Annotated in this window: 9 protein-coding genes; 4 read left to right on the top strand and 5 right to left on the bottom strand. The window is 72.1% G+C overall.

What is annotated here, in order from left to right; all coding sequences use genetic code 11:
* Position 1 precedes the first annotated feature (1 nt).
* A complete protein-coding gene (locus tag ACWD1Z_RS22130) occupies positions 2-772 on the top strand; it encodes a GNAT family N-acetyltransferase (RefSeq protein ID WP_451121029.1) in 771 nt (256 codons plus the stop codon).
* A gap of 114 nt (positions 773-886) precedes the next feature.
* On the opposite strand, the gene ACWD1Z_RS22125 is transcribed toward ACWD1Z_RS22130, so the two are convergent.
* Both ACWD1Z_RS22125 and ACWD1Z_RS22120 read right to left on the bottom strand, forming a co-directional pair.
* Positions 887-2110 (bottom strand): beta-ketoacyl-[acyl-carrier-protein] synthase family protein, encoded by a 1224-nt coding sequence (locus ACWD1Z_RS22125; RefSeq protein WP_451121028.1) that lies wholly within the window; start codon positions 2108-2110, stop codon positions 887-889.
* Complete coding sequence (locus tag ACWD1Z_RS22120) at positions 2107-2397, bottom strand: acyl carrier protein (protein WP_451121026.1); 291 nt, start codon at positions 2395-2397, stop codon at positions 2107-2109. The genes ACWD1Z_RS22125 and ACWD1Z_RS22120 overlap by 4 nt, the downstream gene beginning before the upstream one ends.
* Positions 2398-2678: 281 nt before the next feature.
* Here ACWD1Z_RS22120 and ACWD1Z_RS22115 point away from each other — a divergent pair, with 281 nt between their 5' ends.
* Complete coding sequence (locus tag ACWD1Z_RS22115) at positions 2679-3464, top strand: thioesterase II family protein (protein ID WP_451121024.1); 786 nt, start codon at positions 2679-2681, stop codon at positions 3462-3464.
* A 251-nt stretch (positions 3465-3715) separates the two neighbouring features.
* Here the strand turns inward: ACWD1Z_RS22115 and ACWD1Z_RS22110 are convergent, their stop codons facing one another.
* The gene (locus tag ACWD1Z_RS22110; protein ID WP_451121022.1) at positions 3716-6670 is read right to left on the bottom strand and encodes an AAA family ATPase; all 2955 of its coding nucleotides are present in this window, start codon (positions 6668-6670) and stop codon (positions 3716-3718) included.
* Positions 6671-7258: 588 nt separating this feature from the next.
* Here ACWD1Z_RS22110 and ACWD1Z_RS22105 point away from each other — a divergent pair.
* On the top strand, positions 7259-8656 hold the full coding sequence (locus tag ACWD1Z_RS22105) for an FAD-dependent oxidoreductase (protein WP_451121020.1): 1398 nt from the start codon (positions 7259-7261) through the stop codon (positions 8654-8656).
* A 184-nt stretch (positions 8657-8840) separates the two neighbouring features.
* Here the strand turns inward: ACWD1Z_RS22105 and ACWD1Z_RS22100 are convergent, their stop codons facing one another.
* Both ACWD1Z_RS22100 and ACWD1Z_RS22095 read right to left on the bottom strand, forming a co-directional pair.
* Positions 8841-9233: a nuclear transport factor 2 family protein gene (locus ACWD1Z_RS22100; protein ID WP_451121018.1), complete on the bottom strand. Its 393-nt coding sequence runs from the start codon at positions 9231-9233 to the stop codon at positions 8841-8843.
* Between the two features lie 28 nt (positions 9234-9261).
* Positions 9262-9699: a nuclear transport factor 2 family protein gene (locus tag ACWD1Z_RS22095; RefSeq protein ID WP_451121016.1), complete on the bottom strand. Its 438-nt coding sequence runs from the start codon at positions 9697-9699 to the stop codon at positions 9262-9264.
* A 354-nt stretch (positions 9700-10053) separates the two neighbouring features.
* Here ACWD1Z_RS22095 and ACWD1Z_RS22090 point away from each other — a divergent pair.
* Positions 10054-14655, top strand: a 4602-nt coding sequence (locus ACWD1Z_RS22090) for a beta-ketoacyl synthase N-terminal-like domain-containing protein (RefSeq protein ID WP_451121014.1), incomplete at its 3' end; no start/stop codon positions are given.

Below are 14655 nucleotides of genomic sequence, written 5' to 3'. Positions count from 1 at the left end.
CATGGGTATCTCCGCCGCGCCCCGTAATCCCGAAGAAAGACGCTACACGGTCTCTGTCACGCGCGACGAAAATACAATCCGTGAAGCCCAGGAGCTGCGTTATCTGGTCTTCAAGGAAGAACTCAAGAGTTCCTACCACGCGGAGGGGGGCCGGGAGATCGACGGATACGATGCGCATTGCGATCATCTCGTCGTTCGGCGAACGGACACCAGTGAGCTGGTCGGCATGTACCGCCTCCTCCCGCCCGACGGTGCGGCCCGGACGGGCGGACTGACCTCGGAGGCGCTGTTCGACTTGAGTCCGCATCGCGCCCTGGAGCCGGACCTCGTGGAACTCAGCCGAGGCTGCGTTCACCCCGACCACCGTGCCGGAGCCGTGATCACCATGCTGTGGGGAGGAATCATCCGGTACATGACCCGCAGTGGTCACACCTGGCTCACCGGACGTATGACGGTCCCTCTCTACGACGGCGGCGAGGCTCTGGCCGCGGCCTGTTGGGACCACGTGGTGTCCGGCGGCTATTTCGCACCTGAGCGCTATCGCGTTCGCCCCCATACCGTGTGGGATCCCGCAACTGCCGACCGCCAACCCGGTCTCCGGATCGCCCCCAAGCTGCGCGGGTACCTGCTGGCCGGCGCATGGGTGTGCAGCGAGTTCGCGTACGACCCGGACCACAACGAGGCCAGTCTCTACCTCTTGCTCTCCATGGAGAACACGGACCCGCACCGCCGGAAGCTCCTCCGGTCACTCGGGGAGAGCTTGTCCCTCTGAAGGCCGGGTGGGCCCTCAGCGTCTTTCGCCTCCCAGGCGGACGGTCTGCCTCCAGGGAGCCCCCGTCCGACGGGGGCTGCCTGCCCGCCTCTGACGAGAAGCCCGCGCAGCGGTTCAGGAGCGCTGGAACACCAGGGCCGCGTTCTGGCCGCCGAAGCCGAACGAGGTCGACAGCACCGCCTCCTGTCGGGAGGGGCGTGGCAGGTCTGTGACGACGTCGAGGTCGATCTCGGGGTCCATCTTGTCCAAATTGGCGGTGGGCGGGATGAGTCGATGGTGCAGCGAAAGCACCGAAACGACGGCTTCCACGGCTCCGGCGGCGCCGAGCAGATGCCCCAGGATGCTCTTGACCGCGGTAACAGGTGGCGGGGCGCCGAAGACCCTGCTGAGCGCTGCGGCTTCTGCGCGGTCGTTCAGGCGTGTGGCGCTGGCGTGGGCATTGACGTGCCCTACGTCGCCGGGTGCCAAATCGGCTGCGGACAAAGCGGCGTTGATGGCCCGCACCGCGCCGGCGCCCTCGGGATGGGGGACCGTGGGATTGTGCGCGTCGCCGGAAAGGCCGTAGCCGGTGAGCCGCGCGTATTCCTTGGCCCGCCGGGCCTCGGCGTGCTCGGCCCGTTCAAGGACGAGCATTCCGGCGCCCTCGGACAGCACGAAGCCATCGCGGTCGGTGTCGAAGGGACGGGAGGCGCCGGCCGGGTCGTGGACGCGGGTGGACAGCGCTCCCATCCGCCAGAACAGTGCCGAGGCCGGTCGGTTGCGGCCGGAGTCCGTCCCGCCGGCCACCGCGATGTCGCACGCACCGGTTTGGATCAGCATGCTCGCGACGCCGATGGCGGTGGCACCGGACGCACAGGCGGTGCTGATGCCCAGGGTGGGACCCAGCGCCCCGAGCATGGTCGCGACCTCACCGGCGGCCATGTTCGGCAGACTGCGGGGCAGCGCGGCGGGCGACAGGGCCAGGAGACGGCCCTTCTCCATGATCTGGCAGACCTTGAGGGTGCCGTCGAAGCTGGTGCCTCCGGTACCGATCACCACCGCGACGCGACTGCCGTCCCACAGCGCGGAGTCGAGACCGGAGTCGGTGACGGCCTCCTTGGCCGCCGCGTGAGCGAATCGGATGAACCGGTCGGTCCGCCATGCCAGGCCGGGAGCCAGGACGGCCTCGAGGTCGGCATCAGCCACCTGGCAGGAGATCGACACCGGCAACCCGTCCAGCAACGGGTCGTGGGTGACCGTGGGGTCGCCGCTGCACAGGCGGTCCCAGGTGGCGCCGACGCCGACTCCTGCGGGCGTGACCATACCCAGTCCGGTAACGGCCACCGCGTGCCGGTTCATGCGTCGTTCTTCGCTGCGGCCCCGCTTGTGCACAAGGCCTGGTCCACGGCCTCGACGGCCTGGGCGAGAGTGGTGTCGAGGGTCATCTGCTGGAGGAGGCTTTCCTGGACATCGACTCCGGTCTGCTCTTCGATCACCACGACCAGTTCCATCACGGCAATCGAATCCAGCTCCAGATCCGAGAACCTGACCGACCCCTCCAGTTTTGCCGGATCGATCTGGAAGTAGGACTGAAGCAGACCTTTCAGTCGTTCCTCGGTGAATTTCTCGGTGACTTGAGATCCCATGAAAACCCATCGCTTCAATCATTCCCGCCGGTACTTCCGGTGGGGGGCATGCCTCTCCATCATGCCCGCGACCTGCTGAAAGGCTGCTTCCCCAAAATACGTGCTGGCCATGTTCATTCGTATGCAGCAGCTCTCAAGTGCAGACCGGCTCGGACCGGGTTGTTTCCCGGAGTAGGGGTGGTAAGGGGTTCTGCCGCGGCCGTTCCGCTCGTAGGGTGGTGATCATCTGGCGTTCCGTCCGCGTGTTCCGTCGCACGCCGATCGCAGGAGGTAGGGCCCGTATGCCGGCAGTATCCGGTCAGTTCGACACCTGGTTCCGCCGGTACGAGCCCGGCCCGGCCGGTGCGGTCAAGCTCCTCGCGCTGCCGCACGCCGGTGGTTCCGCCCCCTACTTCCTGCCGCTGGCCCGGGCGCTCGGGTCGGAACTGGACGTGCTGTGCGTCCAGTACCCGGGGCGGCTCGACCGGCACCGCGAGCCCGCCGCGACCGATCTGCGAGACCTCGCGGACCAGGTGTACAAGGCACTTGTCTCAACCCCGGCCGGACCCGTGGTGCTCTTCGGGCACAGCATGGGCGCCGTTCTCTGCTACGAGATCGCGCGCCGGCTGGAGGACTCCGGCGGCGGCGAACTGCTGGGCGTCATCGCCTCCGGGCGGCGCGCCCCGCACCGCTTCCGCGAGGAGACGGTCCATCTGCGGGACGACGACGGGGTGATCGCCGAGATCCGTGAGCTGAGCGGCACCGAGCCGGGCATCCTGGACGACGAGGAACTGCTGCGCATGGTGCTGCCCGCGCTGCGCGCCGACTACCGGGCCGTGGAGACCTATCGCCCCGACGCCGGTACCCCTCCGCTGGCCGCGCCCGTCACCGTGCTGACCGGCGAGAGCGACCCCCGGGTGTCCTTCGACGACGCCCGCGCCTGGCAGGAGCTGACGAGCGGCACCTTCCGCTTCCGCTCCTTCCCCGGCGGTCACTTCTATCTCAACGCCCAGGCGGGGGCCGTGACGGCGGCCATCCGCGAGAGCGTCGCCGCATTCCGCTCCGCGGGGGCGCCGGCTTCGTCCTGAGCCGGGGTCATGTGCGGGGCGTGCTTGGGTGGGTGTGTCCGGGTGGGGGTCTGGGGGAGGGGCGATCTCTTCCGTGCGTGTCTCTCCTGATCCGAGGGCTCTTGTGCGGGGCGTGGCTGGGTGGGTGTGTCCGGGTGGGGGGCTGGGGGAGGGGTAGTGCCTTCGGTGCCGGTCTCTGCTTAGCCGGGCCCATGCGGGGCGCGCCTGGGAGAGCGGCGACGTCCCGCGATCGGACTCGTCCTGTCGCGGGGTCACTTGCCGAGTGCGCCCGCTGCGGCCAGGCGGGTTGCCAGGTCTCTGCGGTGCTTGACGTTCAACTTGCGGTAGATCCGGGTCAGATGCTGCTCGACCGTGCTCACGGTGATGAACAGCTTGCTGGAGATCTGCCGGTTTGTGTGGCCCTGCGCGGCCAGCGCGGCGACCCTGCTCTCCGCCTCGCTCAGGCCGCCCACCGGTTCCGCGCGCTCGGGCCGCTCCCGTACCTCCTGACGTTCGCGGCGTTCGGGCCGCTCCCGCCCTTCCTGGCGCGGGGTGCCGGGGTAGTACGTCACCTCCGCCGGGGTCCGGGAGTGGGAGCGCGCTGCCGGGGGCGGGACGGCCGCGCCCGTCGGGTCCGGTCCGGTTCCCTGCCGGGGGGTCCGGGCCCGGTCGGCCAGGGCGCGGGCCAGCTCCCGGCGGTCCCCGCAGGACTCCAGCAGCGCCACCGCCCGCGCCAGCAGCGGAGCGCCCTGCTCCGGCGGCAGCAGGCCGGCGAGCAGCCGCAGGGCGGAACCCCGGGTGCGGTCGTCCACCGGGCGGGCGGGATCGAGCTGCTCCCTGAGCAGTCGTACGGCCTCCTGCCGCTGTCCGCGGGCGATGTGCACCCGGGCCAGGTCGAGCCGCCACGGCACCAGCGCCGCGGAGTCGATCCGCCAGGCCGCCATCTCCCGCCGTACCCACCGCAGATCGTCGGCGGCCGAGCGGCGGGAGCCGACGGCGAGCTGATACCGGGCCCGTGCCGCCAGATAGTGCAGGCCGAGCGGGGTGCGGAAGGACTCCGCGGGGACGGGCCGGGCGAGCCAGCGGTCGGCGTCCTCGAACCGGCCCGCCTCGGTGGCCGCGGCCACCAGGGTGCCCAGCGGCGCGACCACCGCGACCCCCCACGCCTGCGGGGTCATCACGGTCAGCGCGGCGCGCGCCTGGTCCTCGGCCTCCTGAGGGGAGCCGAGCCGGAGCGCGGCCTCGGCCCGGATCGCGTGCAGGACCGCCTTCCAGCTCGGCACATGCCCCACCGAGGGCCGGGCCAGCAGCATCCGTGTCCGCTCGCGGACCTGCGCGGGCCGTCCCGCGTACACCATCGCCAGCAGCAGGGCCGACAGCAGGCCGAGCGCACCGTCGTCGTCGAGATAGCGCTGGATCATCAGCTCGGCGCTCGCCGCCGCGTCGCCGGTCGCCTCGCCGGGGAAGAGGGTGTCGGCGAGCAGCACCAGCGCGTCCAGATAGCGGCCGGTGACGGAGGTGGCGATGCCGGAGTCCGTGATGGCCCGCGCCTCGGCGCGGGCCTGTCGGCAGTGGTCGGGGCGGAACAGCGAGATCAGCAGCCGCGCCGTGGCGAGCCGGGTACGGGTCTCGGCGGTGGGGTCGGGCAGCGCGGCGACGGCCCTGACGATCGCGCAGGCCGTCTCGCTGCGCCCCTGCCACAGCAGCGCGGGCACCCCGGCGAGCGCGGCCGGCGGGTAGTCTTCGGGCCGCTCGGCGGCGGCGAGCTTGCCGAGGTGAGTGGTGGCGGACAGCGGGTTCAACTGCCAGCGGGAGCGCAGCAGCAGGCTGTCGGACGAGGTCCACCACGGGGTGTGCGGGCCCCGGCGCCGGCTCAGCCGCAGGCAGGCGGAGGTGATGTCGGGGCGTCCGGAGTCCAGCGCCTGGGCGGCGGCCCGGAACAGGGCGGGCTCCGCCCAGTCGGGCTCGGCCCAGTCGGCGCTGATGAGATGACCGGCGAGCACCTCGGGCTCGGCGCCGAACTCGTGCAGCGCCTCGGCCGCTCTGCGGTGCAGCCGGCGCCGGTCCTCGGCGGGCAGGTCCGCGAGTACGGCGGCGACGAGCGGGCGTCTGATCCGGTCGCCGTCCACCAGCCCCGACTGGCCCAGCAGTTGGCGTGCCTGAGCCGTCAGGTCGGGGGTCAGGGAGAGCAGCCGGGCCAGCACCGGCAGCGGCGTGGGCCGGTCCAGCACGGCCAAGGCCTGCGCGGTGGCGCGGACTTCGGGCTCGTGGCGGTAGAGCGAGCGGAGCACGGCCTGGGCGAGCGGTCCGTCGCTGCCGCCCACCGCCGGGTCGGGCCCGGCGGCGCCCGCCACCGGCGCGGCGGGCTGCGCGGCGGTGCCGGTCGCGGCGGGGTCGTCCAGGAGGGCGCGCATGAGCAGGGGGCTGCCGCCGGTCAGCGCGGGTGCCCGCCGGGCGATGCGGGGGCGGGCCGAGGGGAGCGGGTGGGTCTCGGCGAGCAGGCCCAGCGCCTCGTCGGTGAGGGGGGCGAGGTCGATCCGGGAGAAGCACGGCTGGCTCATCAACTCGGCCCGGAAGTGCGGGTGAGGGGTGTACAGCGTGGAGGACTCGGTCAGCACCACCATGATCCGCCGGTGCCGCAGTCTGCGGACCGCGTAGAGCAGGCACTGTAAGGATGCCTGGTCGGCGTGGTGCACATCGTCCACGGTGATCACCAGGGGCGCGGGACGGGACAGGTCGAGCAGGGAGGCGAACGTGCCGTGCGCGGTGGGCACGGGGGAGGGGTGCGGCTGCTCGGTGCCTAAGGACGGCGTCGGCGGGTAGGCGGCGGCCGCTTCCGCCGCCGTAGGGGCCGTGCTGTCCGCGGGGGCGGCCGACGTGCCGGCCGGTCCCGCTGCGGCGTCGCCGGGCGGTGCCTGGGATGTGGGGAGCGCGAGATGGCGTACGGCGGTGGCGAGTTGGCGCATGGAGGCGCGGCTGAGGCCGGAGCTGTCGATGAGCTGGTCCATCACGGCGAACTGGAGACTGCGTTCGGCTCGTGAGCCGACCGCGCTCAGCAACTGGGCCGAACGTCCGGTCACATGGCGGGCGAAGGCCTCCAGCAGCGTGGTCTTGCCGCTACCGACGCCGCCGCTGATCAGGCATACCTGCCCGTCGTGCTGTTCATTGCAGTGGTCGAATGCCCTGCGCAACCGATCGAGCTGTGCTTCCCGCTGTATCAGGTCCACTCGCGTTTTGTCCCCCTCGAACGCAATGACATGGAATCAATCGCCGTTTTCCATGTGCGTTGCCATTCATGTTCGTTCGGCCGCGCGCGGCGGCCGGCGCTTCCCGGTAACGGGATGCGCCGAGTGCTTCTCCAGGTGCGGTCGACGGTAGTCCTCGCGTGGTGGAGTCCGAGTCGAAGCGGAGCGGAGGCTCGCGTATACGGCTCGACCACGCTGGTTTCGGGACCACCTCCGACTGTCCGCCCGTATGCCCCGCTTGGTCAGGCTCGCGCCACGGGGCCGTCGTTGAGTGCCGTCCGGGCCGATAGCTTACGACAGATCAAGGACCGGATTCTTGCTGAATCTTTGCCGACTCATGGCTTCTCATGTCGCTCTCCGACACCCTGTTGTACCGGTACGACATATTCCGGATCTCGGGTGATCGCATACCCCTGTTGACCCGTTTAGGGGTTGACGACGAGCCGCTTGGACGGCCCGGCATGAGTCAGTGGCGCGCGATAGGGGAGCGGGGACTTTAGGGGTTGGTCCGCCGCTTTTGGATCCCTACATTTCGAGACCTGATCCGGGCGGCGGCGGAAGGAATCCCCAGTGTCGACAAAGCCCAGCCACGGCGCGGTGATCGGTGGCGGACTCGCCGGCATGCTCACGGCCCGGGCCCTGCGCAGACACCTCGACCGGGTCACCGTCATCGACCGCGACGACCTCCCCGGCGGCCCCGAGCTGCGCAAGGGCGTCCCCCAGGCCCGCCACGCCCATCTGCTGTGGTCGGGCGGCGCGCGGATCGTCGAATCACTGCTGCCGGGCACCGTCGAACGCCTGCGCGCCGCGGGCGCGCACCGCATCGGCGTCCAGTCCGACCTGGTCAACCTGTCCCCCTACGGCTGGCAACGACGCTTCCCCGAGACGCAGTTCCTCATCGCGGTCAGCCGGCCCCTGCTGGACTGGACGGTCCGCGACCAGGTGCTCGCCGAAGAGAACATCACCGTCCTGGAACGCACCGAGGTCCACGAACTGCGCGGCACCAGCGGGCACCTCACCGGCCTCACGGTCCGCGCCCTCGACAGCGGCGAGACCACCGCACTGGACGCCGAGATCGTCGTGGACGCGAGCGGACGCGGCTCACGGCTGCGCCAGTGGACCGCCCCCCTCGGCGTCCCGCAGCCGGAGGAGGACGTGGTCGACTCCGGCATCACCTACTCCACCCGCGTCTACCGCGCGCCCGAACGGGCCGCCGCCCGCTTCCCCATGGTCAGCGTGTACGCCGACTACCGGTCCGGAGTCCCCGGCCGCAGCGGGCTGATCCTGCCCATCGAGGACGGCCGGTGGATCGTCACCCTCTCCGGCACCCGGGGCGCCGAACCCCCCACCGACGAGGCCGGGTTCACCGCCTTCGCCGAAGGGCTGCGCCACCCCCTGGTGGGCGAGGTCCTCGCCACCGCGGAACCGGACGGCCCCGTCCGCGGCTCCCGCTCCACCGCCAACCGACGCATCCACTACGACCGGTTGGAGCGCTGGCCGGACAACCTCGTCGTCCTCGGAGACGCCTTCGCCGCCTTCAACCCCGTCTACGGCCACGGCATGAGCTCCGCCGCCCGCGCCGTCGCCGTCCTCGACCGGACGCTGCGCCGCCAGTTGGGCAAGCCGGAACTCGCGGCCACCGTGATGCGGGGCATCGCCACCGCCATCGACGACCCCTGGATCCTCGCCGCCTCCCAGGACGTCTTCTACCCCGACTGCCGGGTCGAGGCGAAGGACCCCCGCCTGTCCGAAGAACTCCACAGCCGTCAGGACTTCTCCGAGCGCATCGGCACGGCCGGTCTGTCCGACCCGCTGGTCAGCGCCGCCTCCGCGGGCGTCACCACGCTCGCCGCCCCCGTCTCCAGCCTCCAGTCACCCGCGGTGCTCAACGCCCTGCGGACCGGCCCGGCCCAGCCACCGCTGACCGAGCCGCCCCTCACCGACGAGGAATGGGCGCAGCTGCGCTGACCGGGCTGCTGCGCTGACCGCGCGCGCGGGGATGTCGTACGCCGCAGGTGAACGGCGGGCGTGGGGAGGTCGTACGCCTCAAGTGACCCGCGGGCGTTGGGGATGGCGTACGCCTCAACTGACAGGCACGCGCGGGGATGCCGTACGGCTCAACTCACCGGCGTCCGCCGGGATGGCGTACGCCTCAGGTCACCGGTGTGAGGTCGGAACCGCCCGCGATGATCCGGGCCTCCGAGATCAGTCCCGTCTCGTCCACCCGCATCAGGCTGACCAGCCGGAACGCCATCCGCTCACCGTCGGCGCCGCCCGGCACGGCCATCGTCCCCGAGACTTCCAGGGTCACACTCGACCCGTCCAGCGCCGCCGTCAGCGTGCCCGGCCGCTCCTCGATCCCCGCGGCGACGGCCGCCCCCAGATGCCGCCGCAGCGCCTCCCGCCCCACCAGCACCGGGGCGCCCACCGGGTCCTGGAACCGCACATCGGGCGTGAAGAGGTCGAGCACACCGTCCAGATCCCCGGCGTTCATCAGCCGGCAGTACTCCAGAACCACCGCTTTGCGCTTCGCCTCGTCCAGCATCGCGGCACACCTTCCTGAAAGCGTGGAGTCATGCGAGAAACCGGACGTCCGACCTGCCCCAATAAGCGCGCATCTCCTCGATCAACCCGCTCTCGCCGACCTCGATGACCAGCATGCAGGTGAACTCCATGCGCGCCTTTTCCGGCTCCGCGGGAGCCTCCAGAATTCCGTGACGCACCATCAGCGGCCCGTTCGGCAGGAAATTCATCGTGGAGGTCACGGGAACGGCGGCATGCCGCCCGTCGGGCGCCGCTACAGGCTCGCCAAAGGCATCGTGGACCCCGGCGGCCACCGCGCCCCCGATGTGCGAACGCAGCGCCCCGTGACCGACGCGCGGACCGGCACCCACCGGGTCCTCGAAGCGCACGGCAGGGGAGTACAGGGCCAACAGCCCCTCCACATCACCTGCGTTGATGCGCTCGCAGTGCGCGATGGCCAGGGCTTTGCGCGTCGCTTCGTCGGGCACCGTCCACGTCCCTCACGGCTCGGCAGCACACGGACCGGAGCAGTGTCACAGCCGGGCCCCGGGCCGCGGTACCCCTACCGGGCCCCACCCCTATTCCCGCCACCCCTGAATTACATGCCGGCGGCACATGAGATCAGGGGTTGGGTCATCCCTCAGGGGTTCCTAGTGTGGGGCCATCTTGGCCGGAGTAACGGGGTGACGAAAAGGCCGGGCCACAGAACCACCGCACCACTTGTCCGGGTGGCCGGAACTCTGCGTTTCGCGCCACCCGGCATCGGTGCTCCGCTCCCGGACACCTCACCTCGGTCCGGTCCGAACCGGTACTCGGCTCCGCGTTACGGGAGTCGAGCGTCAATGGGAGACCTGGTGGCGAAGACGGGAAGTTCTGTCGGACACGCGAACTCCGCGGACGCGCAGGCGGCGCACGCGGCACAGCCCGAGCAGATCGCCGTGATCGGCCTCGCCTGCCGGCTCCCCGGCGCCCCGGACCCCTCGGCCTTCTGGACGCTGCTGCGCGAAGGCCGCGAGGCGGTGACCACCACCCCGCCCGAACGCTGGGACGCGGACGCCCACTTCGACGCCGACCCCACCGCCAAAGGCAAGATCAACACCACGCGGGGCGGCTACCTGGACCAGGTCGACCGCTTCGACGCCGCCTTCTTCGGCATCTCGCCCCGCGAGGCCGCCGCCATGGACCCCCAGCAACGTCTCATGCTGGAACTGGGCTGGGAGAGCCTGGAGGACGCCGGAATCCTCCCCGACACCCTCGGCGACCGCAGCACCGGCGTCTTCGTCGGCGCCATCTGGGACGACTACGCCGCCCTGCTGCACCGCCAGGGCGCCTCGGCCATCGGCGCGCACAGCGTCACCGGCCTGCACCGCAGCATCATCGCCAACCGCCTCTCCTACACGCTCCGGCTCAGCGGCCCGAGCATGACCGTCGACACCGGCCAGTCCTCCTCCCTGGTCGCCGTCCACCTCGCCTGCGAAAGCCTGCGCAGCGGCGAGAGCGACATCGCCCTCGCGGGCGGCGTCAACCTCAACCTCATCCCCGACAGCACCATCAGCGCCGCCAAGTTCGGCGCCCTCTCACCCGACGGCCGCTGCTACACCTTCGACGCCCGCGCCAACGGCTACGTCCGGGGCGAGGGCGCCGGCCTCGTCGTACTCAAACCGCTCTCCCGCGCCCTCGCCGACGGCGACCACGTCCTGTGCGTCATCGAGGGCAGCGCCACCGGCAACGACGGCGGCGGCGAGGGCCTGACCGTCCCCACCCCCGAGGGCCAGCGCCGCGTCCTCACCCAGGCCTACCGGCGGGCCGGCATCGACCCCACCGGCATCCAGTACGTCGAACTCCACGGCACCGGCACCCGGCGCGGCGACCCCGTGGAGGCCGCCGCGCTCGGCGCCACCGTCGGCACGGCCGCCCGGGCCGCCGGCCGCTCCGTCGCCGTCGGCTCCGTCAAGACCAACATCGGGCACCTCGAAGGCGCGGCCGGTATCGCCGGGCTCCTCAAGACCGTCCTCGCCCTGCGCCACCGCCAGTTGCCCGCCAGCCTCAACTTCGAGCAGCCCCACCCCGACATTCCCCTGGGCGAGCTGGGACTGCGCGTCCACACCGCGCTCGGCGACTGGCCCCGGCCGGACGAACGGCTCCGCGCCGGAGTCAGCTCCTTCGGCATGGGCGGCACCAACTGCCATGTCGTACTGGCCGAGGCCCCGGCCGCACCACCCTCACCGGCCGCCGATTCCGAGCCCGCCGGGCCCGTCGCCTGGCCGCTGTCCGCCCGCACCGCCACCGCCCTGCGCGCCCAGGCCCGCCGCCTCCGGGAGCATCTCGACACCCACCCCGAGCACACCGCCGCGGACCTCGGCCACTCGCTGGCCACCACCCGGACCCCCTTCGCCCATCGCGCCGTCGTCCTGGCCCCCGACCGCGACCGGGGCGCCAAGGCCCTCGCCGCCCTCACCGCCGGCCGCCCCTCGCCCGACGTGGTCCGCGGCACCGTCACCGAAGGCGGCACCGCCGTCCTCTTCTCCGGCCAGGGCAGCCAACGCCTCGGCATGGGACGCGAGTTGTACGCCGCCCAGCCCGCCTTCGCCCGCGCGCTCGACGCCCTCTGCGACCACCTCGACCCCGAGGTCCGCGAACTGCTCCTCACCGCCGAACCCACCCCCGCCAACTCCGCCCGCCTGGACCGCACCGCCCTCACCCAGACCGCCCTCTTCGCCCTCGAAGTCGCCCTGTACCGCCTCGCCGAATCCCTCGGCATCACGGTGGACCACCTGCTCGGCCACTCCGTCGGCGAACTGGCCGCCGCCCATGTCGCCGGGGTCCTCTCCCTCGCCGACGCCTGCACCCTCGTCACCGCACGCGGCCGGCTCATGCAGGCCCAGCCCGAGGGCGGCGCCATGGTCGCCCTGGAGGCCACCGAGGCCGAGGTCCGCGCCGAACTCGCCACCCTCGGCGGCCACATCACCATCGCCGCAGTCAACAGCCCCGGCGCCTGCGTCGTCTCCGGTGACGCCGACGCCGTCACCGCGTACGCCGCCACCTGGGCCGAGCGCGGCCGCAAGACCCGCGCCCTGCGGGTCAGCCATGCCTTCCACTCCGCCCACATGGACGGAATGCTGGAGGAGTTCCGCGCCGTCGCACGGGGGCTCACCTTCCATCCGCCCACCCTCCCCGTCGTCTCCAACCTGACCGGCCGCCCCGCCTCCGCCGACGAGCTGTGCGACCCGGACTACTGGGTACGACACGTCCGCCAGGCCGTGCGCTTCGCCGACGGCGTCGACTGGCTGCTGGACCACGGCGTCACCACGTTCCTGGAGCTCGGCCCCGACGGCACCCTCACGGCCATGGCCCGCGAATGCCTCGCCGCCCGCCCCGACGACGGCCGCCCGGCGGACACCGCCTTCCTCACCGCGCTGCGCCGCGACCGCCCGGAGCCGCCGACCCTGCTCGCCGCGGTCGCGGGCCTGCACGTCCGCGGAGCCGCCCCGGCATTGCCCGGCCTCGCCGCCGGCCCGGACGCCCGCCGCGTACCCCTGCCCACCTACGCCTTCCAGCGCAAGCGCTACTGGCTGACGGGCAGCGAGAACGCCGCTACGGGGGACGGGCACACCGCGTCGACTCCCACGGGGGACACCGAAACCGTCCCGGCGGGCGATGGCCCCGTCGCCACCGAGGCGGGCGACGGCTCCGTCACCACCGAGGCGGGTTACGGCTCCGTGACCACCGAGGCGGGTTACGGCCCCGCCACCACCGACGCCAGCGACGGCCCCGCCACCGGCTGGCGGGCCCGTCTCACCGGGCTCACCAGCACCACCGAGCAGACCCGTGCCGTCCTCGACCAGGTCCGCGATGACATCGCGATGGTCCTCGGACACAGCCCCGACGACACCGACACCCTCGACGTCACCTGGACGTTCAAGGACCTCGGCTTCGACTCCCTCACCTCCGTCGAACTCCGCGACCGGCTCGGCGCCGCCACCGGCCTGCGCCTGCCCTCCAGCCTCCTCTTCGACTACCCCACCCCCACCGCCCTCGCGGACCACCTCCGAGCCGAACTCCTCGGCGTCACGGACACCCCCCGCACCGCGCACACCACCACCGCCCACACCGGCGAGCCCATCGCCATCGTCGGCATGGCCTGCCGCTACCCCGGCGGCATCGCCTCCCCCGAAGACCTGTGGCGCGTCGTCCGCGACGGACTCGACGTCGTCTCCCCCTTCCCCGCCGACCGCGGCTGGGACCTCGACGCGCTCTACCACCCCGACCCCGCCCACCACGGCACGAGCTACGCCCGTGAGGGAGGCTTCCTGGCCGACGCCGCCGGGTTCGACGCCGAGTTCTTCGGGATCTCGCCGCGCGAGGCGCTGGCCATGGACCCGCAGCAGCGCCTGCTGCTGGAGACCAGCTGGGAGGCGATCGAGCGGGCGGGTATCGCCCCCGGCTCGCTGCGCTCCAGCCTGACGGGCGTGTTCGCCGGAGCCATGTCCCAGGACTACGGAGACCGGCTGCACGAGGCCGCCGAACCCGTCGAGGGCTTCACCCTGACGGGCAACGCCGCGAGCGTCGTCTCCGGCCGCCTGTCCTACGCCCTCGGCCTGGAGGGCCCGGCCGTCACGGTGGACACGGCCTGCTCCTCGTCGCTGGTGGCGCTGCACCTCGCGGTGCAGTCGCTGCGGAACGGCGAGTGTGACCTCGCCCTGGCGGGCGGTGTGACGGTCATGCCCACCCCCGGCATGTTCGTGGAGTTCAGCCGCCAGCGCGGCCTCGCCGCCGACGGCCGGTGCAAGCCCTTCGCGGCGGCGGCCGACGGCACGGGCTGGGCGGAGGGCGTCGGCATCCTGGTGGTGGAGCGCCTGTCGGACGCGCGCCGCAACGGTCACCAGGTGCTGGCGGTGGTACGGGGTTCGGCGATCAACCAGGACGGCGCGTCCAACGGCCTGTCCGCCCCCAACGGCCCCTCGCAGCAGCGGGTGATCCGCGCCGGGCTCGCCAACGCCGGGGTCCCGGCCACCGAGGTGGACGTGGTGGAGGCCCATGGCACGGGGACCACCCTGGGCGACCCGATCGAGGCGCAGGCGCTGCTCGCCACCTACGGCCAAGGGCGGCAGCCTGAGCGGCCGTTGTGGCTGGGATCGGTGAAGTCGAACATCGGGCACAGCCAGGCCGCGGCCGGTGTCGCCGGTGTCATCAAGATGGTGATGGCGATGCGGGCGCGTGTGCTGCCCCGCACCCTGCACGTGGACGAGCCCACTTCGCACGTGGACTGGGCGGCGGGCCATGTCTCCCTGCTCACCGAGGAACGGGAATGGCCGGCGGACGGCCACTCGCGCCGGGGCGCGGTGTCGTCCTTCGGCATCTCCGGGACGAATGCGCACGTGATCCTGGAGGAGGCGCCGGTCGAGGCCGAGTTGGGTCCGGTGGTGGTCTCCGGTCCTGAGGGG

Source organism: Streptomyces sp. NPDC002784 (genome assembly GCF_053592135.1).
This window is presented reverse-complemented; position numbering and strand designations above follow the sequence as displayed.